Origin of the sequence: Staphylococcus sp. GDY8P67P, from assembly GCF_017892545.1 — a bacterium.
Taxonomy (GTDB): domain Bacteria; phylum Bacillota; class Bacilli; order Staphylococcales; family Staphylococcaceae; genus Staphylococcus; species Staphylococcus ureilyticus.
Window position 1 is genome coordinate 261539 of record NZ_JAESLH010000029.1, and the last position, 13314, is coordinate 274852.

Genomic DNA, 13314 nt, shown 5'->3' on the forward strand with positions numbered 1-13314 from the left:
ATAAGAGGTACGTTAAAAGCAGTTCTAGGCAAAATTGCAGATAAGAGGTGCGTTAAAAGCAGTTCTCAGTAAAATTGCTGATAAGGGGTAAGTTAAAAGCAATCCTAAGTAAAATTGCAGATAAGAGGTAAGTTAAAAGCAATCCTAAGTAAAATTGCAGATAAGGGGTACAGAAAAACTAGACTTGATTACAAAATGGAGCTTGGGACATAAATGATTTTTTAAAAATGAGATGAGACGTAGATTAACTCCATAATCAATACGAATCTATCGACTTCTTTATTTATGATATTCATCTCTTTTTAATGGAAATAAAAGTGCGATTAATGTGATAATACAGTTACGTTAATTAAAAAAATAAAAATGCAAGGAGAGGTAATATGCTAACTGTATATGGACATAGAGGATTACCTAGTAAAGCTCCGGAAAATACAATTGCATCATTTAAAGCTGCTTCAGAAGTAGAAGGTATAAACTGGTTGGAGTTAGATGTTGCAATTACAAAAGATGAACAACTGATTATCATTCATGATGATTATTTAGAACGGACTACAAATATGTCCGGGGAAATAACTGAATTGAATTATGATGAAATTAAAGATGCTTCTGCAGGATCTTGGTTTGGTGAAAAATTCAAAGATGAACATTTGCCAACTTTCGATGATGTAGTAAAAATAGCAAATGAATATAATATGAATTTAAATGTAGAATTAAAAGGTATTACTGGACCGAATGGACTAGCACTTTCTAAAAGTATGGTTAAGCAAGTGGAAGAACAATTAACAAACTTAAATCAGAATCAAGAAGTGCTCATTTCAAGCTTTAATGTTGTGCTTGTTAAACTTGCAGAAGAAATCATGCCACAATATAACAGAGCAGTTATATTCCATACAACTTCGTTTCGTGAAGACTGGAGAACACTTTTAGATTACTGTAATGCTAAAATAGTAAACACTGAAGATGCCAAACTTACTAAAGCAAAAGTAAAAATGGTAAAAGAAGCGGGTTATGAATTGAACGTATGGACTGTAAACAAACCAGCACGTGCAAACCAACTTGCTAATTGGGGAGTTGATGGTATCTTTACAGACAATGCAGATAAAATGGTGCATTTGTCTCAATAGAAAGTTAGAGGTGAGTCTTACGTTTCAGTGACGGTAGACTTACCTTTAACATGTTACATACTAAAAAATTAATTTGAATAAGAAAGAGAGACATATATGAAATACGATGATTTTATAGTAGGAGAAACATTCAAAACAAAAAGCCTTCATATTACAGAAGAAGAAATTATCCAATTTGCAACAACTTTTGATCCTCAATATATGCATATAGATAAAGAAAAAGCAGAACAAAGTAGATTTAAAGGTATCATTGCATCTGGCATGCATACACTTTCAATATCATTTAAATTATGGGTAGAAGAAGGTAAATACGGAGAAGAAGTTGTAGCAGGAACACAAATGAATAACGTTAAATTTATTAAACCTGTATACCCAGGTAATACATTGTACGTTATCGCTGAAATTACAAATAAGAAATCCATAAAAAAAGAAAATGGACTCGTTACAGTGTCACTTTCAACATACAATGAAAATGAAGAAATTGTATTTAAGGGAGAAGTAACAGCACTTATTAATAATTCATAATAAAACAGTGAAGCAACCATCGTTACGGATTGCTTCACTGTTTTGTTATTCATCTATATCGTATTTTTTATTACCGTTCTCATATAGCTCATCATACACTTTACCTGAGATTTTGGCATTGTAGCTAGCCATTCCTTTATCTTGTACATCTTTAACATTAATAGCCATCATCATGTTTGGATTATCTTTATCATATGATATAAACCACCCAATTTGTCTGCCAGTTTCTCCTTGTTTCATTTTGAGTTCTGCAGTACCGGATTTGCCAATTAAGTTTGCATAAGATCTATAAATATCTTCTTTATGTGTTTTATTTACGACTTGTTGCATACCATCAGTTAATAGATTGATATTTTCTTTGGAAATAATATTTTTCTTCCAAACTTTGTTTTTCGTGTCTTTTAATAAGTGAGGTGCGTTAATATTGCCATTATTTTCTAATGCGCTATAGATTGAAAGGATCTGTACTGGGTTAATCAGTATTTCACCTTGTCCGTAACCTGAATCAGCTAATAATATTTCATTATCTAAATTTTTGTTTGAAATTTGAGCATTATAAAATGGATAATCACTTGGTATATCTTCACCAACACCTAGTTTTTTCATGCCTTTTTCAAATTTCTTACTGCCTAATTCGAGTGCTACTCTAGCAAAGAAAATGTTATCTGATGATTCTATTGCTTGTTTTAAGTCGATATTACCATTTACCACTTCATATCTTGTAACGTTGTAACCACCCCAAGATTTATCTTTTTGCCAACCTTTACCATCGATTTTATAACTTGTTTTATCGTCTAATGTTTTGTTATTTAACCCAATCATTGCTGTTAATATTTTTTGAGTTGAACCTGGTGAAGTTGTAATCTGGAACTTGTTGAGCAGAGGTTCTTTTTTATCTTCGGTTAATTTATTATATTCTTCGTTACTCATGCCATACATAAATGGATAGACGTCATATGAAGGTGTGCTTACAAGTGCTAATAATTCACCTGTTTGAGGGTGGATAGCAGTACCTGAGCCATAATCATTTTTCATGTTGTTATAAATACTCTTTTGAACTTTAGCATCAATAGTTAGTTGAATATCTTTGCCATCTTTTTTCTTTTTCTCTATTAATGTATGTGCGATTGTATTGCTATTATCGTCAACGATTGTGACACGATAGCCATCTTCATGTTGGAGCTTTTTATCGTAAAGTTTTTCGAGTCCCTTTTTACCAATAACTGCATCATCTTTATAGCCTTTATATTCTTTTTGTTTTAATTCTTCAGAGTTAATGGGACCAACATAACCTAATAGATGTGAAGTCGCTTTTTCTAGAGGATAGTTACGACTTTCTGTTTCATTAGTTGTAAGATGAAATTTTTTTGCGAAATCACTTAAATATTCATCCATTTTTTTAACGGTTTTAAGTGGAACGAAGGTATCATCTTGTACCCAATTTTGATCCATTTGTTGTTTGATATAGTCTTCAGAAATACTTAGTTCTTTAGCGATTGCTTTATAATCTTTTTTAGATACATTCTTTGGAACGATGCCTATCTCATATGCTGTTCCTGTATTGGCCAATTCCACATTGTTTCGGTCTAAAATTTTACCACGTTCTGATTTTAAATTTTCAATATGTATGCTTTGGTCTTTCTGCATTCCTGGAATAATGACGCTATGATCCCAATCTAACTTCCACATACCATCTTCTTTAACAAAATTAAATTGAACGTTGCGATCAATGTTACCGTAGTTTGTTTTAATTTTATATTGAGCATCTACTCGTTTTTTATTTTTAGATACTTTTTTTATTTTACGATCCTGAATGTTTATATCTTTAACGCCTAAACTATTATATATTTTTATCGGACGTTCAGTCATTTCTACTTCACCATTATCGCTTTTAGAAATATAACTGCTATCTTTATAAACTTGTTTGAAATTTTTATCTTCAATTGCATCAATAGTATTATTAATTTCTTTATCTTTTGAAGCATAAAAATATATACCAAACCCGACAACTACAACTATTAAAATAAGTGGAACAATTTTTATCTTTTTCATCAATATCCTCCTTATATAAGACTACATTTGTAGTATATTACAAATGTAGTATTTATGTCAAAATAATGTTATAATTTTTGTGATATGGAGGTGTAGAAGGTGTTATCATCTTTTTTAATGTTAAGTATAATCAGTTCATTGCTCACGATATGTGTAATTTTTTTAGTGAGAATGCTCTATATAAAATATACTCAAAATATTATGTCACATAAGATTTGGTTATTAGTGCTCGTCTCCACGTTAATTCCATTAATACCATTTTACAAAATATCGAATTTTACATTTTCAAAAGATATGATGAATCGAAATGTATCTGACACGACTTCTTCGGTTAGTCATATGTTAGATGGTCAACAATCATCTGTTACGAAAGACTTAGCAATTAATGTTAATCAGTTTGAGACCTCAAATATAACGTATATGATTCTTTTGATATGGGTATTTGGTAGTTTGTTGTGCTTATTTTATATGATTAAGGCATTCCGACAAATTGATGTTATTAAAAGTTCGTCATTGGAATCGTCATATCTTAATGAACGACTTAAAGTATGTCAAAGTAAGATGCAGTTCTACAAAAAGCATATAACAATTAGTTATAGTTCAAACATTGATAATCCGATGGTATTTGGTTTAGTGAAATCCCAAATTGTACTACCAACTGTCGTAGTCGAAACCATGAATGACAAAGAAATTGAATATATTATTCTACATGAACTATCACATGTGAAAAGTCATGACTTAATATTCAACCAGCTTTATGTTGTTTTTAAAATGATATTCTGGTTTAATCCTGCACTATATATAAGTAAAACAATGATGGACAATGACTGTGAAAAAGTATGTGATAGAAACGTTTTAAAAATTTTGAATCGCCATGAACATATACGTTATGGTGAATCGATATTAAAATGCTCTATTTTAAAATCTCAGCACATAAATAATGTGGCAGCACAATATTTACTAGGTTTTAATTCAAATATTAAAGAACGTGTTAAGTATATTGCACTTTATGATTCAATGCCTAAACCTAATCGAAACAAGCGTATTGTTGCGTATATTGTATGTAGTATATCGCTTTTAATACAAGCACCGTTACTATCTGCACATGTTCAACAAGACAAATATGAAACAAATGTATCATATAAAAAATTAAATCAACTAGCTCCGTATTTCAAAGGATTTGATGGAAGTTTTGTGCTTTATAATGAACGGGAGCAAGCTTATTCTATTTATAATGAACCAGAAAGTAAACAACGATATTCACCTAATTCTACTTACAAAATTTATTTAGCGTTAATGGCATTCGACCAAAATTTACTCTCATTAAATCATACTGAACAACAATGGGATAAACATCAATATCCATTTAAAGAATGGAACCAAGATCAAAATTTAAATTCTTCAATGAAATATTCAGTAAATTGGTATTACGAAAATTTAAACAAACATTTAAGACAAGATGAGGTTAAATCTTATTTAGATCTAATTGAATATGGTAATGAAGAAATATCAGGGAATGAAAATTATTGGAATGAATCTTCATTAAAAATTTCTGCAATAGAACAGGTTAATTTGTTGAAAAATATGAAACAACATAACATGCATTTTGATAATAAGGCTATTGAAAAAGTTGAAAATAGTATGACTTTGAAACAAAAAGATACTTATAAATATGTAGGTAAAACTGGAACAGGAATCGTGAATCACAAAGAAGCAAATGGATGGTTCGTAGGTTATGTTGAAACGAAAGATAATACGTATTATTTTGCTACACATTTAAAAGGCGAAGACAATGCGAATGGCGAAAAAGCACAACAAATTTCTGAGCGTATTTTAAAAGAAATGGAGTTAATATAATGGATAATAAAACGTATGATATATCATCTGCAGAATGGGAAGTTATGAATATCATTTGGATGAAAAAATATGCAAGTGCGAATAATATAATAGAAGAAATACAAATGCAAAAGGACTGGAGTCCAAAAACCATTCGTACACTTATAACGAGATTGTATAAAAAGGGATTTATAGATCGTAAAAAAGACAATAAAATTTTTCAATATTACTCTCTTGTAGAAGAAAGTGATATAAAATATAAAACATCTAAAAACTTTATCAATAAAGTATACAAAGGCGGTTTCAATTCACTTGTCTTAAACTTTGTAGAAAAAGAAGATCTATCACAAGATGAAATAGAAGAATTGAGAAATATATTGAATAAAAAATAAAATTGTTGTGTTTACAACAATACATAGAAAACAGAGGAAACAATCAAGTCGTTGAATATTTCCTCTGTTTTTTAGTTGAAAAAATTAACCGAAAGCCTGAATGCAAGTCTTGATTAAATCAATAATGCTTGTAATAACACCAGTGAAATCCATATGCATACCCTCTTTCTATTTAAGATACATTAAGTATAATATCAAACAAATAAAAAATGTTAAAAATTCCCTAATTGGCTATTTAGATTGCATAAATGTCAAAAATTTGAAAAACATACAACGACTTTGCATAAAAAATCGTCATATTGGAAATACGTAATTTATTGAAATAATAAAAAAAATAAAAGAACGAAGATGATAACCTAAGTGAGGTTTTAAGTTGTTCTAAGGTTTAATTTAATTTATGTTAAAATAGTTGGTATAAAAATACATGATAAACTATAAACTAAATTCAAAATAACTTATGGGGTAGGCAATTATGGAAAATATTTTAAATATAAATGATAATGAAAAAAGAGTGCTAAGGGAAATTTATAACCATCATAATATTTCGCGTACTCAAATATCTAAAAATCTTGAGATTAATAAGGCAACGATTTCTAGTATTTTGAATAAGTTAAAGTATAAATCTCTTGTTAATGAGGTTGGTGAGGGTGATAGCACGAAGAGTGGTGGTAGAAAACCTATTCTTCTGAAGGTTAATCATCTTTATGGTTATTTTATTTCTTTGGATTTAACTTATAGTTCTGTTGAAGTGATGTACAATTATTTTGATGGTAATGTCATTAAGCATGAATCTTATGATTTACCTGATGAAAAGGTTAGTAGTATATTAAGCATAATAAAAAAACATATTGATATTCAGGAGAAACTTGATACTTATAACGGACTATTAGGTGTGTCTGTTTCTATACATGGAGTTGTGGATAATGAGCAGCATGTGACATATTTACCATTCCATGAAACTGAAGGAATTTCAATTGCTAAGAAAATAAAAGAAATTACTAATGTTCCAGTCGTAGTTGAAAATGAAGCGAATCTTTCAGCGTTATATGAACGTAATTTTAATCATAATTTATCCTACAATAATCTTATTGTTTTAAGTATACATAAAGGTATTGGTGCTGGGCTTATTATTAATAATCAATTGTATCGTGGTGCAAATGGGGAAGCGGGTGAAATTGGAAAAACACTTGTCTCAAAAGTTAGCGATAATGTGGAGATCTTTCATAAGATTGAAGATATTTTTTCACAAGAAGCTTTACTGCATAATTTAAGTAATCAACTAAATGAGAAGATGACGCTTAGCAAATTAATTCAATTTTATAATGAAAAAAATCCAGTCGTAGTTGAAGAAATGGAACAATTTATAAATAAAATTGCTGTTTTAATACATAATTTAAACACCCAGTTTAATCCGAATGCAATTTACATTAACTGTCCATTGTTCAATGAAATGCCTGAAATATTAGAAGCAATTAAGAACCAGTTCAAACAATATTCACGTAACGAAATTCAAATAAAGTTAACATCTAATGTCAAATTTGCAACTTTGCTAGGTGGTACATTAGCAATTATCCAAAAAGTACTACAGATTAATGATATTTACTTAGATATAAAAGCATAAAAAACTAATTCAAATGAATAATCAAAGTTCGTAATTGTCTTTATAAAAAAATCCCTCAATCCGAATTGAATTTTCGGATTGAGGGATTTTTATAGTTCTATTGCAGAAGAAAACTATTTTGGTTCTGTTGCAAAGTTTTAAATCTACTATCAAATAAGGTAGAATAATAGAAAAAGATAGCAGGAGGAATGACGATGAATCATTTTAAAGGAAAGCAATTTCAGCAGGATGTGATTATTGTAGCCGTGGGCTACTATCTTCGTTATAACCTTAGCTATCGTGAAGTTCAAGAAATCTTATATGATCGTGGCATTAACGTTTCTCATACCACGATTTATCGTTGGGTGCAAGAATATGGCAAACGACTCTATCAAATTTGGAAAAAGAAAAATAAAAAATCCTTTTATTCATGGAAAATGGATGAAACGTACATCAAAATTAAAGGAAAATGGCATTATTTGTATCGAGCCATCGATGCAGATGGTTTAACCTTGGATATTTGGTTACGTAAAAAACGGGACACACAAGCAGCCTATGCTTTTCTTAAGCGGTTAGTGAAGCAGTTTGATGAACCGAAGGTTGTAGTCACAGATAAAGCCCCCTCTATTACAAGTGCCTTTAAGAAACTAAAAGAATACGGCTTTTATCAAGGGACAGAACATCGTACCATTAAATACCTGAATAATTTGATTGAACAAGACCATCGTCCAGTAAAGAGACGCAATAAATTCTATCGAAGTTTACGCACTGCCTCACCCACGATTAAAGGTATGGAAGCCATCCGAGGATTATATAAGAAAACCCGAAAAGAAGGCACTCTCTTCGGGTTTTCGGTCTGTACTGAAATCAAGGTATTATTGGGAATCCCAGCTTAAATCATAGATACCGTAAGGGATTTTATTCTTTATTTAAAACTTTGCAACAGAACCTACTGGTCAATACTAGCAAACTGTTCCACTACATAATCATCTAGTTCTGAAAAAGCGACTTCTTTTTTTGATATCCGACTGAGAGACTTTAAATAGTCCTTACGTTCGTCATCAATGGATCGTTTACAAATATAGTCAAATTGCATTTCAATGGCAGCTTGGAACAGGGAAGAACTCATGTCATTCACACCTCCTTTCCCGTTGAGAAAGAAGATGATTCCAATGAACATTTATCTCCTTTCGTAATATAACCCGACGTAAAGAGAGGAAATGACGGAATTTTTGAAAAAAACTTTTAGAAAAACACAAAAAAGTCCATATCCGACGATATGGACAAAGTAATTCACACAAATAGTTCCCTTTTAATAGAACCAAGAAACTACATTTTAATCCGAAAGGATTCTTTGAAATAGAAAAAATTTTTTTGATAAATTTAGTAAATAAATCCAATGGATGCTGTCATGAGTCATGGTTTATTCTCCCAAAAACATCGTCTTTAGCTTTACACATAAAAAAATGACGATTCAGAAATCGTCGTTTAGTGTACTCAGATATATTTTTGTGCATAGGAAAGAAATCGCTAAAAGACTGATTTTTTTTTCTTTTAGCAATTTGAAAAAAATATGATTTATTTAAGCTATATACTGCTTTATATAAGGCCTGTTTACATTTAGATAGGAACAGTATAATGCCGATAGGTGATATATGATGGACAGAAAAAAACATAGAACTTTTGATTTCAAACCATTGGGTCTTGCGATTAAAGAAGCCCGTCTTAGTAAAGGATTGACTCGTGAGCAGGTAGGATCAATGATCCAGATTGCGCCACGCTATTTGACGAACATTGAAAATAAAGGACAACAGCCAAGTTTTCATGTTGTATATGATTTAGTGACTTTGCTAAATATTTCTTTGGATGGATTTATTTTAGGGGAAGAAAACAGTCATAAAAGCTCCAAACGTCTTCAAGTAGAAGCACAGTTGGATTGTCTGGATGAAGATGAATTAGTGACGATTGGGAAAGTGATTCAAGCAATTTACGGAGAAAAATGTAAATTTAACTAGTTCAATAATACACAATGGATTAATTAATACTATCAGGAAAGATTGATTACAAAGATGTAATGAATTTTTTCTGATTTTTGTTAATCATAAATAGAAAATGAATTTATCTTTGTTACACTTAGGAACTAGAGCGAATGATAAATAGTTCTTTGGTTACTCTTATCGCTGCAAAGTACAGTTCATTTTTTGTTGTTGGGAAAATTTTCTGGATTTATTGCATATCACTTCATCCGACTAAAAATTTTTGATTCCCATAGCGAAGTTCGTTTTTGTTCCTTAGGAAAAACTTGACTGATATACTAGTTTTGAAATGACGAGTAACTCTGTACTTCATCAATAATCAAGTATTGAATTTTAATTGTATACTTTTTATGCTTGAGGGATGTCTACTGTAATACAGCTACTGCAAAAAAAATCAGTACACTTATTTTCTTATAAAGGATATCAAGAACTAAGCTCAATGGTATGCATAGAAAAGAAAAAGCCGATAAAATGAGATTTTGATATCTCGAATTATCGGCTCTGCGTCTTTGCGTCTGGCTCTGTAATTACAGTTATTCTAAACTTCGTTATTTCAATTAAAATTTCTTGTCTGCATTTAGGACAAAATAGAGGGAAATTTTTTAATTCAGTATCTTCCCTCATTTTTAAACGGGTCTTATTGCCACATATAGGGCACAGTATCCACCTAGTATTTACAATATCTATATCCTCCTGTTCTAATTAACAACTCAATATTCATTTTAAAAATTTCTCTTTAGTTCACTATCAATGTAAGTTGATTTTATTAAACATATGCCTTACTTTGTCTATTCTATTATTTGGACGACGTGGTTGGAAAGCAGACTTAATGTTAGTAACCTGATAACCTTTTAACTCTGTTAAACAGACACTGCGTCCATTTGTAAAGAAAGTTAAACTGTTTCGATACTCTTGAATACAACGGGCTGGAATTTCACCAATGAGAATGACCTCGTTACCTTTTAACTTAGTATTTAAAATATTTGCACAATATTTGGAAGCATCATTATATGCTCTCGAAAGATATTCTTGTGGTACATAAATTTCGAAGCTAAGATATGGCTCTAATAACTCTGTACCACTCTTTCTAAAAGCCTGCTCTAGTACAATAGGCGCAAGCATTCGGAAATCTGCTGGCGTACTGACAGGGCTGTAATATAGACCATACTTAAAACAGATCTTACAGTCTGTTAATTTCCAACCGTACAATCCTTGTTCACACCCATAGCGTATACCTTCCATAACTGCATTTTGAAATGATTGATTTAAATAACCTAGAGAAACCAGGCTCTCATACTGAATGCCACTACCCAAAGGAAGTGGTGTTACAGATAAACCAATAGAAGCCCAGAAAGGATTTGGAGGTACTTCGATATCAATGGTAAATTCAGATTTTTTTAATGGTCTTTCCATATAAATGACAGTTGGTTTTCTTGTTTCTATCTCAATATGATATTTTTCTTGAATCAGAGTACAAGTTACCTCCATTTGGACCTCACCTAAAAAAGATAGCACAATTTCGTGAGTTACTGTATCTACATAATATTGTAGAAGGGGATCACTATCGGATATTTCAAAAAGTGCATCTAGTAACTTTTCTCTTTGTACTGATTTACATGGTTCAATTGTTGTTTGTAACATAGGAAGAGGATTCTCAAGAATTTCTCTATGTGGTAATCTTTTTTTATCTCCAAGTACGTTATTTAGTTTTAAAAGCTCATTTTTTAAAATAATAATCTCACCAGGCTCTGCCTTATCTATCTGGCGTAATTCTCCATTTATTGAAGTATACATTTCTGTAACTTTTATTTTTTCCTTTTCTGATATATTGACTGAGTCTCGCAAATGTAGCGTTCCACTATAAAGACGTACATAGACAAGCCGTTGACCATCATCTGAATATTCTACTTTAAAAACTTTTCCACAAAGTTTATCTGAATTGAGTTGTGTGGGTGAAAATAATTTGCTAGTAATTACCTCTATAAGTTGTTTAATTCCAATATTATTCTTTGCACTTCCGTGATAAACAGGATATAAGGAGCAACTTTGAATTCTTTCGTTTTCCTCCTTTTCAAGTTCTGCAATATTCAATGTTTTCCCAATGGTATATTTTTCTAATAAATAATCATTTCCCACAATTACTGTCTCCCATTGTTCTGGTTCAGTATAATCTATTACATAAGGTTTCAAATTTAGATTCACAGTCTGCTTAATTATGATGTCGTCAGAAAGTTTGTCCTTAATATCTTGATAAACATCTGGCAAATTTATTCCATTTTGATCAATTTTGTTAATAAAAAATATTATAGGTATGTTCATCTTTCTAAGTGCATGGAATAGTATACGAGTTTGTGACTGTACTCCATCTTTTGCAGAGATTAGCAAAATAGCTCCATCCAAAACAGATAATGAACGGTATACATCTGCCAAAAAATCCATGTGTCCAGGAGTATCTACAATATTTACTTTAACATTTTCCCGTTGAAAAGATGTTATTGCGGTCTGAATAGTAATACCTCTCTGGCGTTCCAAAAACATAGTATCCGTTTTCGTTGTACCGCTATCTACACTTCCTAACTCTTTAATTGCTCCGCTACTGTATAGTAAGCTTTCTGTCAAAGTAGTTTTTCCTGCATCAACATGTGCTAAGATACCGATATTAATAATTTTCAATTTTATTTCCTCCATTCAAAAGCTCAAAAAGCAGAAAAAATCCCAGTGATAAATACTCTTATCACTGGGATTTTAATACAAAAATAGCTGTATACTACACACTGATAGCCACAGATGCTTTATGATAAAATGATAAAAGTATTCTTAAACTGGGCACAAAAAACCAGTCCTTATTTTAAATAAGGATGCTTAATTAATTATTCCCGCTATCTAATTGACAGTTTATTTAAGAATACCTTGCCGCATTTTTATTATCTCCTTTTGAATGTTATCTTAATTCTATCATATGATAGAATGCTTGTAAAGCCAACCATATTTTTTGAACGAAAGGGAAATTAATGAGAAATTAATGGAAGTTAGTGTAGTAGTTGAAGATAACTCTTCAGAATGGCTATCAAAATTCAGCGATTTAATAACGATTTACAAGTTCATAAGGGATTCTTTATTCATCCAGCTATTATATTACTTTTCAGGTCAATAGGACAACTGTCCACAACCTTTCTACAAATATATTACGTATAATTTTTGAAATATATACTGCTTAACAAAATATTTTGCAGTGGTTCCAATAGTTTTGAATTGTTAATATTAAGTTTGACTTGGAAAATATCATTAAAAGTTATACTGTTTATTTGGAAAAAATTGGAGAGACCTTTTTAAGTAATGTAATGAAAATAGTTATAAGTTAGAATAAAGGTGAATTTGCTTATACTTCTCATAGAAGGTTGATTTCACGCTATATTTTGGATTATTTATGCTAAATCATTATAAGTTTGCTATAGTGACATACAATTTTTTTTGCTTATACTAAATATTCAAGTATTGTTTTCATCTTAATATTCTTTATTCATTCATTATTATTTTCCAGTTATCCTTCTTCTCTAAAGTTAATTGGTATTGGGAAATATTTTCAATCTTTGTTTCATTGTCTAAATATCGAACGGCTATTTTTACTAGATACTGTTTCTCTTTCTTCTGAATAATTGGATTCACCAACTCAGAGTAAATAAAGTTTTGACTGATTATTGGTAAAACATCTTCCATCATATAATAATCGGTTCTGTTGCAAAGTTTTA

General features: G+C 30.6%; 14 protein-coding genes. 8 read left to right on the plus strand and 6 right to left on the minus strand.

The window, feature by feature from the left end:
• Positions 1 to 380 precede the first annotated feature (380 nt).
• A complete protein-coding gene (locus KA833_RS11950) occupies positions 381 to 1124 on the plus strand; it encodes a glycerophosphoryl diester phosphodiesterase (RefSeq protein ID WP_000958858.1) in 744 nt (247 codons plus the stop codon).
• Between the two features lie 96 nt (positions 1125 to 1220).
• Entirely contained in the window at positions 1221 to 1649 is a 429-nt protein-coding gene (locus KA833_RS11955) for a MaoC family dehydratase (protein ID WP_000872606.1), read from the plus strand.
• Between the two features lie 45 nt (positions 1650 to 1694).
• Here the strand turns inward: KA833_RS11955 and mecA are convergent, their stop codons facing one another.
• Positions 1695 to 3704, minus strand: coding sequence for a PBP2a family beta-lactam-resistant peptidoglycan transpeptidase MecA (gene mecA / locus KA833_RS11960; RefSeq protein ID WP_063852655.1), 2010 nt, complete (start codon positions 3702 to 3704; stop codon positions 1695 to 1697).
• A 96-nt stretch (positions 3705 to 3800) separates the two neighbouring features.
• Here mecA and mecR1 point away from each other — a divergent pair, with 96 nt between their 5' ends.
• Positions 3801 to 5558 carry a beta-lactam sensor/signal transducer MecR1 gene (gene mecR1 / locus KA833_RS11965; RefSeq protein ID WP_000952923.1) on the plus strand — a complete coding sequence of 586 codons (1758 nt, stop codon included), beginning with the start codon at positions 3801 to 3803 and terminating at the stop codon, positions 5556 to 5558.
• Complete coding sequence (gene mecI, locus KA833_RS11970; RefSeq protein ID WP_025904161.1) at positions 5558 to 5929, plus strand: mecA-type methicillin resistance repressor MecI; 372 nt, start codon at positions 5558 to 5560, stop codon at positions 5927 to 5929. Before mecR1 ends, mecI begins: the two co-directional genes overlap by 1 nt.
• Before the next feature lie 84 nt (positions 5930 to 6013).
• On the opposite strand, the gene psm-mec is transcribed toward mecI, so the two are convergent.
• Positions 6014 to 6082 (minus strand): phenol-soluble modulin PSM-mec, encoded by a 69-nt coding sequence (gene psm-mec / locus KA833_RS11975; protein WP_014532405.1) that lies wholly within the window; start codon positions 6080 to 6082, stop codon positions 6014 to 6016.
• A 319-nt stretch (positions 6083 to 6401) separates the two neighbouring features.
• Between psm-mec and KA833_RS11980 the strand changes: the two genes are divergently transcribed.
• Together KA833_RS11980 and KA833_RS11985 are read left to right on the plus strand one after the other, a co-directional pair.
• Positions 6402 to 7550: an ROK family transcriptional regulator gene (locus tag KA833_RS11980; protein ID WP_075773656.1), complete on the plus strand. Its 1149-nt coding sequence runs from the start codon at positions 6402 to 6404 to the stop codon at positions 7548 to 7550.
• Positions 7551 to 7744: 194 nt separating this feature from the next.
• A complete protein-coding gene (locus KA833_RS11985; protein ID WP_044291606.1) occupies positions 7745 to 8425 on the plus strand; it encodes an IS6-like element IS1216 family transposase in 681 nt (226 codons plus the stop codon).
• 53 nt (positions 8426 to 8478) lie between these two features.
• Here KA833_RS11985 and KA833_RS11990 read toward each other — a convergent pair whose 3' ends face one another.
• The gene (locus KA833_RS11990) at positions 8479 to 8658 is read right to left on the minus strand and encodes a hypothetical protein (protein ID WP_198471755.1); all 180 of its coding nucleotides are present in this window, start codon (positions 8656 to 8658) and stop codon (positions 8479 to 8481) included.
• Positions 8659 to 9187: 529 nt separating this feature from the next.
• Here KA833_RS11990 and KA833_RS11995 point away from each other — a divergent pair.
• Positions 9188 to 9544: a helix-turn-helix domain-containing protein gene (locus KA833_RS11995; RefSeq protein ID WP_017370348.1), complete on the plus strand. Its 357-nt coding sequence runs from the start codon at positions 9188 to 9190 to the stop codon at positions 9542 to 9544.
• Between the two features lie 513 nt (positions 9545 to 10057).
• Here KA833_RS11995 and KA833_RS12000 read toward each other — a convergent pair.
• Both KA833_RS12000 and tet(S) read right to left on the minus strand, forming a co-directional pair.
• Entirely contained in the window at positions 10058 to 10252 is a 195-nt protein-coding gene (locus tag KA833_RS12000; protein WP_425268363.1) for a cysteine-rich KTR domain-containing protein, read from the minus strand.
• 60 nt (positions 10253 to 10312) lie between these two features.
• The gene (tet(S), locus tag KA833_RS12005; protein ID WP_280954270.1) at positions 10313 to 12253 is read right to left on the minus strand and encodes a tetracycline resistance ribosomal protection protein Tet(S); all 1941 of its coding nucleotides are present in this window, start codon (positions 12251 to 12253) and stop codon (positions 10313 to 10315) included.
• Between tet(S) and KA833_RS14110 the strand changes: the two genes are divergently transcribed.
• A complete protein-coding gene (locus KA833_RS14110) occupies positions 12238 to 12363 on the plus strand; it encodes a hypothetical protein (protein WP_193393255.1) in 126 nt (41 codons plus the stop codon). The genes tet(S) and KA833_RS14110 overlap by 16 nt on opposite strands.
• 718 nt (positions 12364 to 13081) lie before the next feature.
• Here the strand turns inward: KA833_RS14110 and KA833_RS12015 are convergent.
• A partial coding sequence (locus KA833_RS12015; protein WP_146098534.1) for a conjugal transfer protein occupies positions 13082 to 13314 on the minus strand: 233 nt, incomplete at its 5' end.

What these genes read in the sequence shown, in the direction of transcription:
- KA833_RS11995 (WP_017370348.1), top strand. Translation starts at nt 9,188, where the DNA reads ATGGACAGAAAAAAACATAGAACTTTTGATTTCAAACCATTGGGTCTT.
- KA833_RS11955 (WP_000872606.1), top strand. Translation starts at nt 1,221, where the DNA reads ATGAAATACGATGATTTTATAGTAGGAGAAACATTCAAAACAAAAAGC.
- KA833_RS11985 (WP_044291606.1), top strand. Translation starts at nt 7,745, where the DNA reads ATGAATCATTTTAAAGGAAAGCAATTTCAGCAGGATGTGATTATTGTA.
- KA833_RS11950 (WP_000958858.1), top strand. Translation starts at nt 381, where the DNA reads ATGCTAACTGTATATGGACATAGAGGATTACCTAGTAAAGCTCCGGAA.
- mecI (WP_025904161.1), top strand. Translation starts at nt 5,558, where the DNA reads ATGGATAATAAAACGTATGATATATCATCTGCAGAATGGGAAGTTATG.
- KA833_RS11990 (WP_198471755.1), bottom strand. Translation starts at nt 8,658, where the DNA reads ATGAGTTCTTCCCTGTTCCAAGCTGCCATTGAAATGCAATTTGACTAT.
- KA833_RS11980 (WP_075773656.1), top strand. Translation starts at nt 6,402, where the DNA reads ATGGAAAATATTTTAAATATAAATGATAATGAAAAAAGAGTGCTAAGG.